General features: G+C 68.9%; 16 protein-coding genes. 11 read left to right on the forward strand and 5 right to left on the reverse strand.

Features of this window, described 5'->3' with window-relative positions; translation table 11 throughout:
- Positions 1-11: 11 nt before the first annotated feature.
- The 3 genes from M446_RS07125 to M446_RS07135 all read right to left on the reverse strand — a co-directional run bounded on the left by M446_RS07125 (position 12) and on the right by M446_RS07135 (position 3,908).
- Positions 12-983: an alpha/beta fold hydrolase gene (locus M446_RS07125; RefSeq protein ID WP_012331434.1), complete on the reverse strand. Its 972-nt coding sequence runs from the start codon at positions 981-983 to the stop codon at positions 12-14.
- A 162-nt stretch (positions 984-1,145) separates the two neighbouring features.
- Positions 1,146-2,045, reverse strand: a complete 900-nt coding sequence (locus M446_RS07130) for a LysR family transcriptional regulator (RefSeq protein ID WP_012331435.1) — start codon at positions 2,043-2,045, stop codon at positions 1,146-1,148.
- A gap of 324 nt (positions 2,046-2,369) precedes the next feature.
- Positions 2,370-3,908 carry an alpha/beta hydrolase gene (locus M446_RS07135; protein WP_012331436.1) on the reverse strand — a complete coding sequence of 513 codons (1,539 nt, stop codon included), beginning with the start codon at positions 3,906-3,908 and terminating at the stop codon, positions 2,370-2,372.
- A gap of 204 nt (positions 3,909-4,112) precedes the next feature.
- On the opposite strand from M446_RS07135, the gene M446_RS07140 reads away from it, so the two are divergent.
- The 5 genes from M446_RS07140 (at position 4,113) to M446_RS07160 (ending at position 12,748) form a co-directional block, all read left to right on the forward strand.
- A complete protein-coding gene (locus M446_RS07140; protein ID WP_265576559.1) occupies positions 4,113-4,772 on the forward strand; it encodes a GntR family transcriptional regulator in 660 nt (219 codons plus the stop codon).
- A 698-nt stretch (positions 4,773-5,470) separates the two neighbouring features.
- Positions 5,471-7,639, forward strand: coding sequence for an acetate--CoA ligase family protein (locus tag M446_RS07145; RefSeq protein WP_012331439.1), 2,169 nt, complete (start codon positions 5,471-5,473; stop codon positions 7,637-7,639).
- 673 nt (positions 7,640-8,312) lie between these two features.
- The gene (locus tag M446_RS07150; RefSeq protein ID WP_012331440.1) at positions 8,313-11,240 is read left to right on the forward strand and encodes a response regulator; all 2,928 of its coding nucleotides are present in this window, start codon (positions 8,313-8,315) and stop codon (positions 11,238-11,240) included.
- A 49-nt stretch (positions 11,241-11,289) separates the two neighbouring features.
- Positions 11,290-11,649 (forward strand): response regulator, encoded by a 360-nt coding sequence (locus tag M446_RS07155; protein WP_012331441.1) that lies wholly within the window; start codon positions 11,290-11,292, stop codon positions 11,647-11,649.
- 46 nt (positions 11,650-11,695) lie between these two features.
- A complete protein-coding gene (locus tag M446_RS07160; RefSeq protein ID WP_012331442.1) occupies positions 11,696-12,748 on the forward strand; it encodes an adenylate/guanylate cyclase domain-containing protein in 1,053 nt (350 codons plus the stop codon).
- Positions 12,749-13,205: 457 nt separating this feature from the next.
- On the opposite strand, the gene M446_RS07165 is transcribed toward M446_RS07160, so the two are convergent.
- The gene (locus M446_RS07165) at positions 13,206-14,006 is read right to left on the reverse strand and encodes an AraC family transcriptional regulator (protein ID WP_012331443.1); all 801 of its coding nucleotides are present in this window, start codon (positions 14,004-14,006) and stop codon (positions 13,206-13,208) included.
- A 153-nt stretch (positions 14,007-14,159) separates the two neighbouring features.
- Here M446_RS07165 and M446_RS07170 point away from each other — a divergent pair, with 153 nt between their 5' ends.
- From M446_RS07170 to M446_RS07190, 5 genes are all read left to right on the forward strand, one after another.
- Entirely contained in the window at positions 14,160-15,479 is a 1,320-nt protein-coding gene (locus M446_RS07170) for a tetratricopeptide repeat protein (RefSeq protein ID WP_012331444.1), read from the forward strand.
- Positions 15,480-15,487: 8 nt separating this feature from the next.
- Positions 15,488-16,747: an MFS transporter gene (locus tag M446_RS07175; protein ID WP_012331445.1), complete on the forward strand. Its 1,260-nt coding sequence runs from the start codon at positions 15,488-15,490 to the stop codon at positions 16,745-16,747.
- Positions 16,748-16,767: 20 nt separating this feature from the next.
- Positions 16,768-17,169, forward strand: a complete 402-nt coding sequence (locus tag M446_RS34990; protein ID WP_236728763.1) for an alcohol dehydrogenase catalytic domain-containing protein — start codon at positions 16,768-16,770, stop codon at positions 17,167-17,169.
- Positions 17,088-18,524: an esterase gene (locus tag M446_RS07185; RefSeq protein WP_265576682.1), complete on the forward strand. Its 1,437-nt coding sequence runs from the start codon at positions 17,088-17,090 to the stop codon at positions 18,522-18,524. Before M446_RS34990 ends, M446_RS07185 begins: the two co-directional genes overlap by 82 nt.
- 202 nt (positions 18,525-18,726) lie before the next feature.
- Positions 18,727-18,942: a hypothetical protein gene (locus M446_RS07190; RefSeq protein WP_018262137.1), complete on the forward strand. Its 216-nt coding sequence runs from the start codon at positions 18,727-18,729 to the stop codon at positions 18,940-18,942.
- A gap of 129 nt (positions 18,943-19,071) precedes the next feature.
- Here the strand turns inward: M446_RS07190 and M446_RS07195 are convergent, their stop codons facing one another.
- Entirely contained in the window at positions 19,072-19,347 is a 276-nt protein-coding gene (locus M446_RS07195) for a hypothetical protein (protein WP_012331447.1), read from the reverse strand.
- A 93-nt stretch (positions 19,348-19,440) separates the two neighbouring features.
- On the opposite strand from M446_RS07195, the gene M446_RS38050 reads away from it, so the two are divergent.
- Complete coding sequence (locus M446_RS38050; RefSeq protein WP_168169142.1) at positions 19,441-19,581, forward strand: hypothetical protein; 141 nt, start codon at positions 19,441-19,443, stop codon at positions 19,579-19,581.
- Positions 19,582-19,643: the final 62 nt, after the last annotated feature.

Raw genomic sequence — 19,643 nt, forward strand, 5'->3', positions numbered from 1 at the left:
CAGAGGGCGCCTCAGCGCTGCGCCAGGGTGCGATCGAGGAAGCCGCGGATCAGCGGACCCATCTCGTCGAGCTTGTCCTCCAGCGCGAAGTGGCCGGTGTCGAAGAGGTGCATCTCGGCGTCCGGCAGGTCGCGCCGGTAGGGGTGAGCGCCCTCGGCCGGGAAGATCTTGTCGTTCTTGCCCCAGACGATCAGCGTCGGGGGCCTGCGCTCCCGGAAGAAGGCCTGAAAGGCCGGGTAGAGCGGCACGTTGCTGCCGTAGTCGCGGAACAGGTCGAGCTGGATGTCCGTGTTCCCGGGGCGGTCGAGCAGGGCCTGGTCGTGGACCCAGTTGTCCGGGTCGATGCGCGAGACATCCGCGACGCCGTCGACATACTGGAACTTCGTCGTCTCCGGCCGGACGAGGACGGCGAGCGCCTCGCGGTTCTTGGCCGACGGCTCCGCCCAGTAGGCCTTGATCGGATCCCAGAACTCCTTCAGCCCCTCCTCGTAGGCGTTGCCATTCTGCACGACCAGCGCGCTGACCCGCTCGGGATGCTTGAGCGCGAGGCGGTAGCCGACCGGCGCGCCGTAATCCATCACGTACATCGCGTAGCGCGTCGCGCCGAGCTGACCGAGCAGGCCGTCCACGATCTCGGCATAGTGGGCGAAGGTGTAGGCGAAAGCCTCGTGACCCGGCGCGTCGCTCTGGCCGAAACCCGGGTAATCCGGCGCGATCACGCGGTAGCGGTCGGCCAGGAGCGGGATCAGGTTGCGGAACATGTGCGAGGAGGTCGGGAAGCCGTGCAGCAGGAGCACGACCGGCGCGTCCTGCGGCCCGGCCTCGCGGTAGAACACGGTCACGCCGTCCACGGTGGCGGTGCGGTAGTGGGTGATGCTCGCCCGTGAGACGGACGAAACCGGGGCGTGAGCGGGCTCGGCGGCCCGGGCCGCAGAGACGAGCGCGGTTGCGGCGAGCAGGGCGGGGGCGATCAGGCGTCTCATCGGGTCTCTCCTCCTGGCCCGGTCACGGCGACGTCGGGCTGTGCCGAGGTCGTGTGCTGCGTGTTCCGGCCTCGCGGTCTGAGGTAGACCCGCCCTGATCTCGGAAGAAGGCGGCTTGCCCGGGAAGCTTTCTCCCGGAAAATGGAAGGATGCCGGCTCAGGCTACAGCGCAGCCATGCGGGCCCGCATGCGTGGGATCGCCCAGTCGAGGAAGGCACGGACCTTGAGCGGCAGCTGGCCGCGCTCCGGATGCACGAAGCTGACCGGCAGCGGTGCGGGCTCGTAGGCTTCCAGCAGCACCCGCAGCGCCCCGGACCGGATCTCGTCCGCCGCTTGGTAGGAGAGCACCCGGGTGACCCCGAGGCCGGCGCGCGCGGCGTCGACGGCGGCCTCCGCCGCGTTCACCGCCAGACGGGGGCGGATCGGGATCGAGAGTGGCGTGGCCCCGCGCCGGAACCGCCAGTCGGTCGTGGCCGGGAAACCCTCGAAGGTGACGAGGTCGTGGGCCGCGAGATCCTCCGGAGCAGCGGGCGTGCCGCGCCGCGCCAGGTACTCGGGGCTGGCGCAGACGACGCGGCGGACCAAGCCGACCCGGGTCGCCACCAAGGCGCTGTCGGCGAGCGGGCCGATGCGCAGCGCGACGTCGATATGGTCCTCGACGAGGTTCACGCTGCGGTCGATCAGCAGCAGCCGGACCGCGATCTCCGGATACGCGACGAGAAAGTCGGTGACGATCGGGACCAGGTGACGCCGGCCGAAGACCACGGGTGCGGTGGCCGACAGGTCGCCGCGCGGCACGCTGTACTCCCCCGTGGCGGCGCGCTCGGCCTCCCGCACCTGCTCGAGGATGCGCCGGGCGGCTGCCACGTAGGCGTGTCCTGCCTCCGTGAGGTCGACGCGCCGGCTGGTGCGGGTCAGCAGGCGCGCGCGCAGGTGCCGCTCGAGGTCCGAGACCTTCCGGCTGACGGTGGTGAGCGGCAGGCGCAGGCGGCGCGCGCCCGCCGAGAGGCTGCCCTCCTCCACGACGGCGAGCAGCACGGCCATCGCGTCGAACCGGTCCATCGCGCCTTCCGTGATCCGGGCATCGGCGTCCCGACGGTGCTGGATAGCCTCATCATCCGGAAGCTTCCACGCCGCGATCCTGTGCTCTCACACGTCGTGTGCCCGAGCAGCAGCTGGCAGGCGCCGATGGTGTTGCCCGCGACGCGGATCGCCGACGTTGCCCGGACATTCTGCGAGACGAAGCGGCAGGCCGCACGAGGCCACGCCCAGGTGTCGGCCCGAGCGCGTCAGAGCCCGACGCCCTCCAGGTCTCCGCGAGGTCCTCTGCCCGCCGCATGCGCGCCTCGTCTTCCGCCGTGACCGGAACGGGACGCGCGTCGAGCCTCAGGCGGCGAGCAGGGGGAACGTGACCCCGAGGGCCCAGGCGAAGGCGACCGCGTTGGTGAGCCCGCCGACCGCGGGGTGCCCCGTCCGGCGGTAGGCCCAGGTGCCGAGCACCCCGTAGATCAGGAACAGGACCACGATCGCCGGCACGATGATGACCAGGAAGAACAGCCGCCCGGGCTCGAGGGCGACGGCCAGCGCGAGCGACAGGAGGAAGGCCAGCTTCGAGGCCGGGTAGGCCCAGCGCGCGCCGCCCGCCCCGCGCGTCAGCCACTCATCGGCGAGGAAGTAGGGCAGCGTGCCCGCGAGCATGGCCAGGATGATCGGCGCCCGCCCGGCTGCCGGCACGAGGGAGGCGACCCAGGCATCGACGAGGCCCCCGAGCCCCAGGACCGCGTAGAGGAACGAGGCCAGCACCGCGCCGATCAGGGCAGCCCGCCGCGGCGGCGCGGGCGCGGCTCCAGCCCGCCGCGAGCGGGCGAGCAGCAGCCCGCCGGCCGTCAGCAACCCGTAGAGCGCGAAGTGGGCCGCGACGTAGTCGGCGACCAGCACGGGCAGGAAATGGGTCGGCGCGACGCGCAGGATCAGCGGCGTCAGCACGGCCGGGCCGACGAGCAGCGCCCACAGCCGATGCCCCGCCAGTCCGGCGCCCGCGGGAGGGTCGGCGACCACCGGCAGGAGCCGCGACAGCGGCCAGGCCAGCAGCACGAATCCTAAGAGCAGGAGCGCGATCCACGGGCCGCGATGATCGAGGACGCGCGCGGCGCGCGCCGGCCGATCGAAGGCGGCGTCGAGCCAGCCCTGGGCCTCGTCCATGGAGCGCGGGCTGAACAGGACGCCGATGTGCTCGACGCCCGGGCTGAAGGCGGCGCGCCGGGCGGTGCCGAGGGCCGGGTCGCCGTAGGTCACGCCCGCCCGCGGCGGCCGCGGGGCGCTGGCGAGCCCGACCACGCGCAGCGCCTCCGCCTTCAGCCGCCCCTCCCAGTCGCCGGCAATGACGAGGAGGTTGCGCGGGCTCGTGGCCGTGGCGGTGCGCGAGAACATCGAGACGGCGATGGTGGCGCCGACATCGGGCACCTGCTGCGCGGCACGGATCACGATGTCGGAGGCCATGGAATGGCCGAGCAGGGCGACGCGCCCGTCGCCCAGGCCGCGCGCGACGGCGAGGACGCGCAGTGTCTCGTCGACCAGCGCCCGGGTCGCACCGCCCTCGCGGGTGACGTCGCCCGGGAGCGGCCGCGGGTTGCGGCCGTGGCCGGGGAAGTCGAAGGTGATCGCGACGAGGCCGTTGCGGGCGAAGGTGGTGGCGAAGGCGGCCATGAGCGGCTGCGAGCCGGCGAAGCCGTGCGCCACGACGACGACGGGCGCCGGTCCGCCGCCCTCGGGGCGATACACCGTCGCGGGGGTCGTGCCGATCACGACGCGTTCGATGCCGAGCCCCGCCTGGTGGCGAAGGAGCATGAGGAGACCGAGCCCGATCGAAGCGGCCGCGACGAGGGCGGATGCGGCGCGAACGAGGCGCCCGGACGGTCGGCTCATCGGTTCTCTCGCGCGTCGGCGTCGGCTTTGGCCTATCACGCCTCGGAACGATCGGCCCTCAGCCGCATGACGTTCCCATGGACGTTATCGTGACGGAGGAAGGTGTCTGGCCGCAGACGGCTTGGCCATATCAGTTGGGGTAGGGTCGGATCCATGTCACACAGTGTCCGGACTGATGGCGCCTCGGCGGGCTCGGAAGCAAGTTTGCGCGATCTCGTCTACAAGGCTTTGATGAGCGCAATCAGCGAGATGGGCATCTATGATCATCCAGGCGAGCCGCAACTTCATGAGCATGAATTATCACATATTCTCGGTGTCAGCCGCACACCTGTTCGAGAGGCCCTGGCGATCTTGGAGCACCAAGGATTCGTGCGGTGCAAGCCGCGACGGGGCGTGTTCGTCATCAAGAAGAACAAGCTCGAAATTGTCGAGATGGTCTACGCCTGTGCTGGGTTGGAGAGCATGGCGGTCCGTTTAGCATGCGCGAAAGCGACGGAGGCGCAGCTCGGAGCTCTTCGTGCAAGCTTCGGCGCCTTCTACGAGGCAGATCGTTCCAGCGGATATGACCGGTACTTTGAGGCGCGTTGGCGGTTCTGTCGCCATGCCGCCACCCTGGCGCAATGCCAAGAGATTCAATCCATGCTTGATCATCTCCTGCTGCATCTGCGGAGCGTTCACGAGGTCATATTTCGCGGAAACGTTGATCTCAGTTATTTGAGGTCTGCTTACGTCGCCATCATCGCTGCGATTGAGGAGCGGGACGCTGAACGTGCGTGCCAACTCGTTCTGGAAAGAGGTTTCAGGTTCGCTCGAGACATCGAGGGCTGCGCCGACTTTCCGCAGTCGCTCACGAAGATCGATTAGGTCTTGGCAGATGCCATCGCCGGGCCGGAGAGGGCGGGTCACCTCTCCGCGGACGGGAGGCAGCGCTCTTCGTGTTCGGGGATCTCTCCGCTCTCGCCGTCGACGGCGAAGCGTCTTGTCTCAACACGGCGCCACCGCCAGGCTATGACGCGAACTTTGCGGCGAGCGCGTCTTTCTCCGAACCGCCGACTTCGTGTCTGCCATCGACAACGCGGCGGCCGAGGGCGCATGGAATCGCAATTGGTATATTGCATGCCAACGGAAAATGAGACATCGTTCGCCCCCTGGTCGTTCGGGAGGGATCCTGGGATGCCATGTGAAGGAGTGCGGCCGATCGGGCGAGGGTGCGGCGTTCGCCGAGGTGCCCCCGCGTGCGGGTGACGATCCCGATGGCGGTCCGCCGGATCGCGTCGTCCCGCGGCAAGCGTCTGACCGCGGGCAATGCCATCCGGCTCGCGGCGCGCTCAAGCGACGTCAAGCGGTCGCCCCTGCTCGGCGAGATCGCCCGTTCCGCCGCCATCGGAGCGCCTGCTCCGGCTGCGGCGGAGAGGATCAGCCCCGTACGGCTCCGCAGACCTGACCGTACAAGCACAGCCGCACGACTTCGCGGCGAATGATGAGTAGAGGTTCCGTGACCCTGACCCAACATCTGATCTTTGTCAGGGAAGCATCACGGCCGAAAATCGGGAGGAACGACGATGGCCCTATCGGCCCAACAACGCTCGGTCCACGACACGCCTGCTGATAGCAGGATTGCAGTCCGTCAGATCCTCGATCGTGTCAAAGCGGACGGGCGCGACGCGCTGACCGCTCCTGAAGGCCGCATCGTCTGTGACGCCTACGGTATTCCGGTGCCGAAAGAGGCCGTGGCGACCTCAGCGCAGGATGCTGTGCGGGCGGCAGAGAGCATGGGATTTCCCGTCGTCCTCAAAATCGTCTCCCCTGACATCCTGCATAAGACGGAAGCGGGCGGCGTCATGGTCGGCCTCTCCTCCGCGCAGGCCGTGGCGCAGGGCTATGAGACGATCCTGGCGAACGCGAAGCGCTACAAGGCCGATGCCCGCATCGACGGCGTGCAAATCCAGCAGATGCTCGCAGGGGGCACCGAGGTCATCGTCGGTGCGGTCACCGATGGCTCCTTCGGCAAGCTCGTGGCCTTCGGTCTCGGCGGAGTCCTGGTGGAGGTGCTGAAGGACATCACGTTCCGGTTGGCCCCTGCGACCCGCGACGATGCGCTCTCGATGCTCGATGGCATTCAAGCGGCCGAGATGCTGAGAGGCGTGCGAGGAGCAGACCCGGTCAGCCGCGAGGCGCTGGCCGACATCATCGTCAAGGTCTCGCAACTCGTCACCGACTTCCCGGAAATCGCGGAACTCGATCTCAACCCAGTCTTCGCGACGGCGCGCGACGCGACTGCCGCGGACGTGCGGATCGTGGTGGATTTCGCGCAGCGGCCCGAGCTGCGGACGCGGTCGCATGACGAGATCGTGGCCAGCATGAACCGCATCATGCGTCCCGATACGGTGGCGGTCATCGGCGCGTCCGCAGAGGAGGGCAAGATCGGCAATTCCGTTATGAAGAATCTCATCAACGGAGGCTACAAAGGTAAAATCTATCCAATCCACCCGAAAGCGGACACGGTTCTGGGTCTCAAGGCCTACAGGTCGGTGAAAGACGTGCCCGGGCCAGTGGACGTCGCCGTGTTCGCGATTCCTGCCCAATTCGTCGCCGCGGCGCTCACCGAGTGCGGTGAAAAAGGTGTAGCAGGGGCAGTTCTGATTCCGTCCGGATTTGCCGAGACCGGAAATGAGGCGGGGCAGCGTGAGCTTCAGGAGATCGGCCGCCGATATAATATTCGCCTCATGGGCCCGAACATCTATGGCTTCTATTACATGGCCAAGAGCCTGTGCGCGACCTTCTGCACGCCATTCGACGTGCAAGGCCAGGCCGCCTTGTCGTCCCAGTCCGGTGGTATCGGCATGGCCATCATCGGCTTTTCGCGTTCGACCAAGATGGGCGTCTCGGCCATCGTCGGGCTCGGCAACAAGTCCGACATCGACGAGGACGATCTGCTCACGTTCTTCGAGCAGGACGACTCAACCCGGGTGATCGCGCAGCACTGCGAGGATCTGAAGGACGGCCGCAGCTTCGCGGAGGCGGCCCGCCGCGTCTCGAAGAAGAAGCCCGTCATCGTGCTGAAGGCCGGCCGCACCTCGGCGGGCGCTCGGGCCGCGAGCTCCCATACGGGGGCGCTTGCCGGAAACGATAAGATCTACGAGGACGTGTTCAAGCAGTGCGGTGTCATCCGGGCGCGCTCGCTGCGCCAGCTCCTCGAATTCGCCCGCGGTGTGCCGGTTCTGCCGACGCCGAAAGGCGAGAACGTGGTCATCATCACGGGTGCGGGCGGGTCCGGCGTGCTCCTGTCCGACGCGGTCGTCGACAACGGCCTGTCGCTCATGGCCATGCCGGACGATCTCGATGCAGCGTTCCGCAAGTTCATCCCGCCCTTCGGAGCAGCCGGCAACCCTGTCGACATCACGGGCGGCGAGCCCCCGGTCACCTATCAGAACACCATTCGTCTGGGACTCGAGGACGAGCGCATCCACGCGCTCATCCTGGGCTACTGGCACACCATCATCACGCCGCCGATGGTCTTTGCGAGAAACGTGGTGGAGGTCCGCGACGAGATGCGCGCCAGGGGCATCGAGAAGCCGATCGTTGCCTCGCTCGCGGGCGACGTGCAGGTCGAGGAGGCCTCGCAGTACCTCTACGATCACGGCATTCCAGCCTACGCCTACTCGACCGAACTGCCCGTCGAGGTGCTGGGCGCGAAGTACAAGTGGGCGCGCGGCGCGGGTATCCTCTAGAGCAACGCCCGAGCACGGCGCAATCGGACGCTGCTCCCGGTCGTTGATCGGGCCGCATCGTCTTCGACGAACCGGCATTCGTGTCGTCGGAGAATGCTCTGAGCAAGAGTGGGGCGCCGCCGTGCTTGGAGCACGGCGTGCCGCCCCGCCCGCTCACGGCGGGATCGGCGCGGCGAGATGAACGAGGGTTCGGCCGGACCGAGGTGGCATCCTCACCAAGTCCTTCGCAGAAATCTCGCGCGCTCGTGAACGGGCGAGATGCGCCAGTACCGGACCTCGGATCTCGGCCGGAAGTCGTTCTCGGCGTCGCGCCCGATCGCGGTCCTCCAGCGAACGTCGAGGACGATTCCGAAGCCCGATTGCGCCCGCGCCCTGAACCCGGTCCCGCGCGCTGGCTTCTCGCGGCCAGACGTTCGATGCAACCCTCGTGACGATGATCAGGCCGTGGGATGCCGGCTTCAGAGCCGGCGGAATCTGATCTGGCCGAAGCCGCCTGGCCGCGCTGCGCCCAGTGTTGCTGTCCTCCGGCAGTTTCCACCTCACTTGATCCGGAATTTGCGTCATGCAACGGTGACGAACAAAAGAGCAGGGTGGCGACGGGCGTGGCGCGTGTCCGGCCTGGGACAAGAGGTAGGGACACTGGAGGCACGCCGCCGAGAGGATGGCTCGACACATGTCCCAAGCGCCGATCGGAACGCCGCACGAGCGATCTCTCGGAACGGGCACCGCGCCCCGCGGCGAGGGGTTCCTCGATGCCGCCGGGGTCGCCAAGCAGAAGCTGATCGAGGCGATCGAGAGCAGTTCCGAAGGCTTCGCGCTGTTCGATCCCGACGACCGCCTCGTCCTCTGCAACGATCACTTCCGGGATTTCCACCCGGGTCTCGCGGAGGTGATCGTTCCCGGCGCGTCTTTCCAGACGATCGCCCGCGCCGCCGCTGAATCCTGCATCGTGCACAAGGAAGGCACGACCGTCGAGGCGTGGCTCGCCGAGCGGATGGCTCATTATCGAGAGCCTCGCGGATCCATCCTCCAGCAACGCGTCGACGGGCGCTGGGTGCAGGTCAGCGAGCGCAAGACCAACGACGGCGGCGTCGTCGCCGTCTACACGGATGTGACCGAGATCAAACGCGCCGAGCAGGTCGTGCTCACGACACAGGGCAGGCTGACCTACCTCTTGACCGCCTCCCCGTCGATGATCTGCAGCTTCGAGGTGGGCGGTCGAAACGCGCCCACGTTCATCAGCGAGAACGTGCGCGACCTCCTGGGCTACGAGCCGAGCGATTACATGGCCGGGCCGGAATTCTGGCTGGACCGCCTCCATCCCGAGGACCGGGACCGGGTCCTGTCCGAATTCCCACGCCTGCTCCAGCAAGGGCACAACGTCATCGAGTACCGGTTCCTGCGCGCCGACGGCACCTACCGGTGGGTGAGGGACGAGCAGCGCCTCCTGCGGGATCCTCATGGAGAACCGGTCGAGGTCGTCGAGTCATGGAGCGACATCACCGAGCACAAGGAGGCCGAACTCGCGCTGCAGAGGCAGACCGCTTTCGTCGAGCTGCTGCAGGCCGCGGCAACGGCGGCCAACGAGGCGTCCACGGTCGAGGACGCCGTGCGGTTCTGCCTGGACCGCGTCTCGCAACATGCCGGCTGGCCGATCGGACACGCCTACGTCGTGGCCGAGGACGGAAGCCGCACGCTTGTCCCGACCGGCATCTGGCACTGCGACGCGCCGGAGCGGTTCGCGCGGTTCCGCGCCGCGGCGGCCGGGATGCGGATCGGCGCCGGCACGGGACCTGCCGGCCGCGCGCTCCTCTCGGGAGCACCGGAGTGGATCCTCGGCGATCCGTCCTCGCCCGACGATCCGCGCGCCGCCGCGGCGGCGGCGGATGGGCTTCGGGCTGGCTTCGGGTTTCCCGTGACGGTGGGGCGCGAGGTCGTGGCAGTCTTGGAGTTCTTCGCCTGCGATGCGCCTCCTCCGGACCCGGCCCTGCTCAGGGTGATGACCAATATCGGTGCGCAACTGGGGCGAGTGATCGAGCGCAAGCGCGCCGAGGAGAGCCTGCGGCAGGCCAAGGAAGCGGCGGAGGATGCGAGCCGCGCCAAGAGCAGCTTTCTCGCCAATATGAGTCACGAGCTGCGCACTCCGCTCAACGCGATCATCGGCTTCACCCGGCTGGTGATGCGCCGGGCCAAGGAGGCGTTGCCGACGAAGCAGTTCGAGAACCTCGAGAAGATCCTGGCGAGTTCCGAGCACCTGCTCTCGCTGATCAACAGCATCCTCGATCTCGCCAAGGTCGAGGCCGGGCGCATGGAGGTGAAGGCGTCCGAGTTCGCCCTGGAGCCCGTGCTCGACCTCTGCCTCAGGACGGTCGAACCCCTGATCAAGAGCGAGGGCGTGCGTCTCGTCCGGGACGTCGAGGATCCGCCCACGATGCTCCGGACGGATGAGGAGAAGCTCCGGCAGATCCTGATCAACCTCCTCAGCAACGCGATCAAGTTCACGGAAGCCGGATCGGTGACGCTGCGGGTCCGCTCGGCCGGCGAGCACGTCGAATTCGCGGTCACGGACACGGGTATCGGCATCCCCCAGGAGGCGCTGAGCGCGATCTTCGACGAGTTCCATCAGGTCGACAACAGCGCGACCCGGTCCCACAGCGGGACCGGGCTCGGTCTCGCGATCAGCCACCGGCTGGCCCGGCTGCTCGGCGGCCACATCGACGTCGAGAGCCGGGTCGGGCAGGGCTCAACCTTCACGCTCAGCATCCCGCCGCGGATCGCCGGCGCGCCCGAGATGGCACCGAGCCTGCCGGAGCCGGCCCCCGCCGCGGCGGCCGTGCCCCGGTCGGGGTCCAAGCTCGTGCTCGCGATCGATGACGACCCGAACGTGGTCTACCTGCTGCAGGAGAACCTCGCCGATGCGGGCTACACGGTGACCGGCGCTTCGAGCGGCCAGGACGGGCTGCGGATGGCGCGGGAGCTGCAGCCGCGGGCGATCACGCTGGACATCATGATGCCTGGCACGGACGGCTGGCAGGTGCTGCACGCGCTCAAGACCGATCCGCAGACCCGCGACATCCCCGTCGTCCTGATCTCGATCGTCGATCAGAAGGAACTCGGCTTCCGGCTCGGGGCGACGGACTACATCGTGAAGCCCTTCGAGCGGGAGGCCCTGATCGGCGTGCTGGCGCGCATCGCCCCCGGCAACGAGCGCGTCCTGGTGATCGACGACGACCCCAACGTGCCCGACCTCGTCCGCCAGTTGCTGGATTCCGAGCACTGCACCGTGGACTGGGCGGCGGACGGCGCCGCCGGCCTTGAGCGCATCGCGCAGGCCCGCCCGAGCGTGATCCTCCTCGACCTGCTCATGCCACGGATGGACGGACTCACCTTCCTCGACGCGCTCCAGGCGGATCCGGTCGCTCGGACCATTCCCGTCGTCGTGCTGACGGCCGCGTCCCTGGACTCGGTGGAGCGCGGCCTGCTGCGAGAGCGCGTGCTCGGCCTGATCGACAAGCAGGGCCTCGACCGCGCGGCCCTCATCCGCGAGGTTCAGCGCGCATTGCCGCTTCCGGAGCCCGCCGCCGTGGAAGGCAGCCGATGACCTGTCCGGAGCTCCGCGCCGAGCAGCCCGCCTCCTTCAGGAACGTCACATGAAGCGGATTCTGATCGTCGAGGACGTCGCGCTCAATCGCGATCTGCTGACGCAGCTCCTGGAGGACGATTACGATCTCGTCGTCGCGGTCGACGGCGCCGCGGGCGTCGAGATGGCGCTCACCCACCAGCCCGATCTCATCCTCATGGACCTGTCCCTGCCCCTCCTCGACGGCTGGGAGGCGACACGATGCATCAAGGCGAACGCGGCCACCGCAGGGATCCCCGTCGTCGCGGTCACCGCCAACGCGATGAGCGGTGACGAGGAGCGGGCGAAGGCGGCAGGCTGCGATGACTTCATGACGAAGCCCATCGACGAGGACCTGTTGTTCGCCAAGCTGCGCCGTTGGATGGGGTGAGTGCGGTCGGGGCCGGGCATGTTCCGGCCCGGAGAGAGGGAGACCCGTGGAGCCAGCACGCATCCTCATCGTCGACGACGAGCCCTTCAATCTCGACCTCCTCGAGCAGGAGCTGGAGCTGCTCGGTCACACGAGCGTGCGCGCCGCGAACGGTCGGGCCGCCCTCGACCGGCTGAATGAGGAGCCGTTCGACCTCGTCCTGCTCGACGTGATGATGCCGGCCCTCGACGGCTACGCCGTGCTGGAGCGGATGAAGGCGCACGAGGCTTGGCGCCACACGCCGGTCGTGATGATCTCCGCCCTCGTCGAGATCAACAGCATCGTTCGGTGCATCGAACTGGGGGCCGAGGACTACCTGCCCAAGCCGTTCGAGCCGGTGCTCCTCGAGGCCCGCATCCGATCCTGCCTCGAGAGGAAACGCTTGCGGGACCGGGAAATGGCGCATCTTCGGACCATCGAACGCGAGCGCAGGCGCGCCGACGAGCTCCTCCGCGCCATCCTGCCGGTCTCGGCGGTGGCCGAGCTGATGGAGACCGGTCAGGTCAAGCCGCGCCTGTTCGATGATGTGGCGGTCCTCTTCATCGATCTCGTCGGCTTCACGGCCTGGTGCCATCGGCAGACCCCGGACGTGGTCGTCGCGGAGATCCAGCGCTTGGCGGAGGCGTTCGAGATCGTGGCGCACGAGCACGGGCTGGAGAACATCAAGACGATCGGCGACGCCTTCATGGCCACCGCCAACCTGCTGCGTCCTCATGCGGATCCGGTCGAGGCGGCCATCCGGTGCGCCAGCGACATGGTGGCGGTCGCGGCTGCCGGCGCGCCGGGCTGGCGGCTCCGGGCCGGCATCCACATCGGTTCGGTGGTCGGCGGCATCGTGGGCCGGACGAAATTCACCTTCGATCTCTGGGGGGACACGGTCAACGTCGCCGCGCGCCTTTCGGGCCTTGGCGGTGGATGCACTCTTCACCTGTCACGCGAGGCTTTCGCCCGCTTGGCTGACCAGCGCGCCGTCAGACCGATCGGCAACGTCATGCTCAAGGGAAAGGGCGAGATCGAGGTGTATTGCCGCGTCCTCACCTCATCGGATGAGGGAAATTAGCCCGTCCGACAATTTCGTTCTCCCCAGATCCTGGACGCGCGAGCAAGAGTGCCGCGGTAAAGGATGAAGACTGGGAAGCAGACCTCTTCGTGGTGGCGGCGAATGGGGTCAACGCGAAAGTGAGATCGAACCCGGGTCGGCGTGTCGAGGTCGCCGTCCGGCCTTCTCCGAATCGGGCGGGCCGCGCAGGCTCGTGGCCCGCACGGTCTCGCCGAGATGCATGTCGGTTCCGCGCCGCCGCACGAGGTCACGGCGGCGTCGCCTGGAGGTTCGGTCCCGCAGAGTGGTGCGACTGCTGCCGCATGGAGGGACGCGCGAAGCGGCAGGCTCTCCGCGGCAGCGCCACGACGACTGATCCGGGATCCGGTTGATCACAGCGGCTCCCGTCTCACGAGCCCGCGCGGCGCCTGAGCGAAGCCCGAATCCGCCCACCCCAGTTCTTGGAGCGTGTGCGCCCTCACGGACCGGCAGGCGCGTCCGCGTTCCGTCCACGCATGTAGGCCTGCGGGCCGCACCCCATCGCGGTGCGGAACGCGTAGACGAAGGCCGAGGTCGAGCCGTAGCCGAGTTCCATCGCCGTCTGCGTGACGCCGAGGCCTCCGCCCATCAGCTCGATCGCCTTGAACAGCCGCAAGCGCCGCCGCCAGGAGCGCAGGCTCATCCCCAGCTCGGCCTCGAAGTGCCGGGCCAGGGTCCGCCCCGACATCCCGAGGTCGCGGCCCCACGCCTCCGGACCGCGACGGTCGGCCGGCGCCGCGTAGAGCGCTTCGCAGAGCCCGACCAGGGCGCCCGCGCGCGGCCAGGGAAGCGCGCCCGGAAGCGCTTGGGCGCGCCGCAGCTGGTCCAGGATCAGGGCGGTCACACGGCCGGCATAACCGTCGGCATCCTCCGCTCCCTCGATCGCGGCGGCCTCGACGATGAGGGCCTGCAGCAGGGCCGAGACGCCGAACACGGTCGGGCTCTCCGGCAGGCCACGGCCGGCTTCGTCGGCGATCCAGAGGCTGCGGAACTCGGCACCCAGGAGCGATCCGACCCGGTGCCGCTGACCCGTCGGCAGCCAGACGGCCTGCTCCGGTGAGATCACGAAGGAACGCCCCTCCACGGCCACCGTCAGCACCCCGGAGATCGCGTAGACGACTTGGTTCCAGTGATGCGCATGCTCCGCGAAGGCGTGGCGCGCCGGGATGGACTGCGCGCGGACCGTGAGCGGATGGGGCGGTGCCAAGCCGGGCGGCGTCTCGATCGTCTCCCAGGTCATGCCGGGCTCCAGTTTGGCTGGAATTCTACATAGAATGTCACCTCATCGAAATACAGACAGAGGGCGGTCCGGTATGCACGGCGGGGTCCGACGCACCTGACCGCAGGGCGGGCATCACCCGCGCTGCCACACGACCGAGCCCAGGAACTTGTCATGGCCCACCTCGATCGCCGCGGCCTGCCCCTCTCGACCACCTCCGACCGTGCCGCCGCGCGCTACCGGGAAGGGGTCGATCTTCTCCTGTCGGCGTGGCCGGGCGCGGCGGAGGCCCTGGAAGAGGCGGTGGCGGCCGATCCGGATTTTGCTCTGGCGTACGCGGCACGGGCGCGCCTGCACGCGATGCGCGGTGAGACCGCCGCGGCACGCACGCGGATCGAGAAGGCGCACGAGGTCGTCACCCGCAACGGTACCCTGCGGGAGCGGAGCCACGTCGCGACGTTGAGCCTCGCCGTGACCGGGCAGTCCGCCAAGGCACTCGAAAGCGCGCTGGCCCACGCCGACGCCTGGCCGCGCGACGTGCTGATCCTGTCGCTGCCGCTCGGGGCCTTCGGTCTGCTGGCCTTCTCGGGCATCTCCAACCACGATCAGGCCCGTGTTGACCTCTGCGAGCGCCACGCGGCGCACTTCGCGGCCGATGACTGGTGGTTCGTCTCCTACCGAGGCTGGTCCCATGCCGAGAACGGCGCGGTCAGGTACGGCCGCGACCTGGCACAGCGCGGGTTCGCGCTGCGGCGCAACAATGCCAACGGGGCCCACGCCCTGTCGCACGCCATGTTCGAGGACGGCGCGGGCGAGGAGGCCGAGGCGCTGATCGCGGACTGGCTGCCGGGCTATGACCGCTCCGGGATCCTGCACGGCCACATCGCCTGGCACGCCGCGCTGTCCGCCCTGGAGCGCGACGATCCCGAGCACGCTCTGAGGATCTACGCCGCGCACGTCCAGCCCTCCGTGACGGCAGGGTTGCCCATCAACGTCGTCTCGGACACCGTCTCGCTGCTCTGGCGCATGCAGGCCTACGGCTACGAGGTGCCGGCCGGGCTGTGGGACGATGCCAAGGCCTACGCGAGCGGCCACTTCACCAAGGCCGGCTTCGCGTTCGCCGACGCGCATATGGGCCTGCTGGCAGCCGCAACCCGCGACAGGGCCGCTGCGGAGGCGCGCATCGGCGCCCTGACCGACCTTGCGGCGGCGGGCAGCCTCACGGCCGGTCCGGTCGTGCCCGCGATCTGTCGCGCCGTCCTGGCGTTCGCGGAGGAGGATTACGCGGCTTGCGTGCGCATCCTGGAGCCGGTCGCCGCCGAGGTGGCGCGCATCGGCGGCAGCGGCGCCCAGCGCGAGATCATCGAGGACACGCTGCTCGTCGCGCTGATGCGCGGTGGCGAGGCCGCCAAAGCGCGCGCCCTGCTCGACCGCCGCCTGCACCGCCGCCCGTCGCCGCGCGACACGCGTTGGCACACCCTCCTCACGGCCTGAGAGATCCCATGTCGCACGCTGAAGCCGGTCCGGCGAGCGGGCCCGCGCCCGCTCGCCCTGCGCGGTCCGATACCGGCAACGTCCTCCGGCTGGCGATCGCCCAGGCGCTCGCCGGCGCGAACTCGACGGTCGTCTACGCAACCGGCGCCATCGTCGGGAGCATGTTGGCGCCGAGCCCCGTTCTGGCGACGCTGCCGATCTCGATCTTCGTGGTCGGCATGGCCGCCTGCACCCTGCCGGCCGGCGCCATCGCCCGGCGCCATGGCCGCCGCGCCGCGTTCCTCGCCGGGACGGGCTGCGGTGTCCTCGTCGGCCTGCTGTCCGCCCTCGCCATCGTGCTGGGCTCGTTCTGGCTGTTCAGCCTCGGCACCTTCTTCGGCGGCGCCTACGCCGCGGTGGTCCTCTCGTTCCGGTTCGCCGCCGCCGACGGCGTCAGGCCGGAGCGGCGCCCGCGGGCGCTGTCGGCCGTGATGGCCGGCGGGGTCTTCGCCGGAATCATCGGCCCGCAGCTCGTCACCCACACGATGAGCCTGTGGCCGCCGTACCTGTTCGCGGCCACGTTCCTGGCGCAAGCCGCCGTCGCGGCCGTCTCGGCCCTGGTTCTGCTCGGCGTGCGGCTGCCGATGCCGACCGCGCAGGAACTGGCCAGCGGCCGTCCGCTCGGCGTCATCGCACGCCAACCCCGGTTCATCACGGCCGTGATCTGCGGGGTGGTGTCCTACCTGCTGATGAACTTCCTGATGACGTCGGCGCCGCTGGCCATGCACCTGTGCGGCCTGTCGCAGGAGGACGCCAACCTGGGCCTGCAATGGCACGTGATCGCCATGTACGGACCGAGCTTCTTCACCGGCCGGCTGATCACGCGCGTCGGCGCGCCGCGCGTGGTCGCGACCGGCTTGGCGCTGACCGCGGTCTCTGCCGGCGTCGGCCTGGCCGGCGTGGACGTCGCGCATTTCTGGATCGCGCTGGTCATGCTCGGTGTGGGCTGGAACTTCGGTTTCGTCGGCGCCTCGGCGATGGTGCTGGAGTGCCACCGTCCCGAGGAGAAGGCGCGCGTGCAGTCGCTCAACGACTTCGCGGTGTTCGGGACGATGGCGGTGGGCTCGTTCTCGTCGGGCGGCCTCCTGTCCCGCTACGGCTGGGATGTGGTCCTCTGGATCTCGTTCCTACCCCTTGTGGCGGCGGTGGGCGCCCTGGCGTGGAGCGCGGTGCGCGCTTCCGGTGCCCGCCAGGTCGCCGACGTCGCGGGCCGGTCGAGCGCGTTGTGACGAGGCCGATCTGCCGGGCCATGCAGGTCACGACCTCCGGCACCCTTGACGAGGTCGAGCGGACGACCCCCGAGCCGGGAGCCGGCCCGGTGCTGATCGCGGTTCAGGCCTGCGGGATCTGCGGCGCCGACGCCGCCGCCATCGCCGACGCCCATCCAACGCCGCGGCCGCCGCGAGTGCCCGGCCACGAGGGTGCCGGGCGGATCGTGGCTCCGGGTGACGGGGTGCCGACGCTCTGGAAACCGGGGCAGCGCGTCGGCGTCGGCCGCCTGGGCGGCCACTGCAACGCCTGGCCCAATGCCGCCGAGGGCTGTTTCAGCTCTGCCGGAACCAGCCCCTCGTGGGCGCCTCCCGCGATGGCGGCGATGCCGAGATGGTGCCTGCGCGCGCCACGGGTCTCGTCTCGATCCCGGACGCACTGAGCGCCGAAGAGGCCGCGCCCATCCTCTGCGCGGGCATTGCCACGTTCAACGCGCTCAGGACGTCCGGCGCCGAGGCCGGCGACGTGGTTGCCGTCCTGGGCATCGGCGGGCTCGGCCACATGGTTGCAGCAGGCCCGGAAGCCGGACGTGACCCACATGGCGGCACATTGGCGGCACATTGGCGGCCTGCGGCGGCTGGGCGGCCTAGAGGGCTCCGGGCGCCCTGCAGCCGAGGGCACGTTCGAGGATGCGATGGCCGCCTCGGCCACGTGTCCTACCTTCTCTGCAGCACGCTCAACGACACCGACGGCCCTAGGGAGGGCGCCCTCATGCGTTTTGCACTGCTCGCCGCGTTATGCGCTCTCGCAGCCCCAGCTCTCGCTCAGACCGCGCGGCCCGAACCCGGCCCGCTGACCATCGCCAAGCAAGGCAGCTTCTTCGTCGGCGGCCGCGAGGTGAGGTCCGACACCCTGTCGACCCTGCCGAACTACGACCCGTCTGGCACCATCACCGTCGACCAGATGTACGTGCGCTATCAGGCGCCTGCAGGCCAGGCGGGAGTGCCCATCACGCTCATCCACGGCTGCTGCCTGACCGGCAAAACCTGGGAGACGACGCCCGACGGCCGGATGGGCTGGGATGAGTACTTCGTGCGTCACGGACATCCGACCTATGTCATCGATCAAGTCTGGCGCGGCCGGTCCGCCACGGACCCGTCCGCCATCAACGCGGTCCGTCTCGGCAAAGCGCCTGCCGACAAACTGCCGACCGTGTTCTCCGCCGGGCACGAGGGCGCCTGGGCCATCTTCCGGTTCGGCCACGAATATCCGCAGGTGATGCCCGGCATGCGCTTTCCGCTCGCGGCGCAAGCCGAGTTCTGGAAGCAGATGGTTGCCGACAGCGCGGCGAACCTGCCGACCCCGAACCCGACGGTCCACGCGCTATCCGAGCTGGCGCAGAAGATCGGCGGAACAGTGCTGATGAGCCACTCGCAGTCGGGCATCTACCCGTTCCAGACCGCCGCCCTCAGCACCCAGGGCGTGGCAGGGATCGTCTCGATCGAGCCGGCCGCGTGTCCCGAGCCGACGGCTGATCTCACCCCCTACAAGAGCGTGCCTATCCTCGTGCTGTTCGGCGATTACGTCGATGAGTTCCCGCGGTGGGCGCCGCGCCTGAAGAACTGCCGCGCCTTCGTGGCCGCTGTCTCGGCTGCGGGTGGCAAGGCCGAGATCATCGTGTTGCCGGACATCGGCATCAAAGGGAATTCGCACATGCTCATGCAGGACGACAATAGTCTCGATATTGCTGACATTCTCTTGGAGTGGATCGGCAAGCACATTACGGCAATTCACTAACCTGTAGAGCCCTACTTTATGCTTCAGTGCTTGCCTGCTGATTCTGTGCGGGAACATCGGTTGCGTAAGCGTCCGCTTCCGCTATCACGCCGACGGCACCCGCGGCGAGCACTGAAAGACAGCGGGGTAACGTGCGAGCTTCGATCCGACACGGGGCCGTGACGTGATAGATCAGACCAAAAAGCTCGCGGAAGTCTCGCGCATGGCCAACCTTCTGGCCGACCGCATCTTCCGCGCTCACATGGCTGGAGAGGAGGTTCCGGACGCGCACATGAGTGCCCTGATCACGGCCGGGCTGCTGCTGGACGCGTACGGAATGGACGTGCCGCCCTTGCTCATCCCCATCATGGATCAGATCCGGTCGCGGGCGGCCGCAGAGGCTGAAGCGCATGAGCGTGCTGACGGCGGAGAGGGCTGAGCAGGCATGGTCGGCTCGGGGTCGCTGCCGATGCCGACATCGCGTCTTCGCGAGCGCCCTCGTCAGGCCACGGCACGGCCTGCTCCCGGGTCCGGTGGTGCGGATCACTCCGCCCGGCAACCGCAGCGCTCACCCGACCCCAATCTCGAACTCCATCCCGCGGCCCGGGCCCTGGTCGGCGTAGGTGATGAGGATGTAGCCGCGCTCTGCCAGAGCCGCCTCCAGCCTGTCGCGGTGCTTGCGGTACATCTGCCCGATCGCCAGCGGCGTCAGGCGCGGGTTGGCGCGTCGAAGCTCCTCCACGCCGATCGTGAGCGGAGCACTCTCCCGATCCGCTATGCGGATGATTGCGGATGCCAACTCCGCCGCCTTTGTCTCTGAAGCCGACTTTGCCTTGAACGCCATCCTGATTTCCACGCTTGGTCGCGTTGGGCTTAGCCGCCCTGCAGGTTCTCAGCAAAGTCGTCCGACGCCTCGCGGAACGGACCGAGAAGGGTGATGCTCTCTGCCATCTCCCACCTCCTGGAGCGCATCGTTCTCGCTCTGCGCGGGCTCAACGCGCTCCCGGTTCGGGCGCGGCAGCGCGATGTCGGCGCGGGCGGGTGCGGGCGAGAAGCGGGCCTGACCGACGACGTGTGAGGTGCGCACGCGGCGCTGCACCACGCGGCTCGCCGAGGTCCCGTCCGTGTCGGCGCACCTGC

This window comes from Methylobacterium sp. 4-46, assembly GCF_000019365.1.
In the GTDB taxonomy this organism is placed as follows: Bacteria; Pseudomonadota; Alphaproteobacteria; order Rhizobiales; family Beijerinckiaceae; genus Methylobacterium.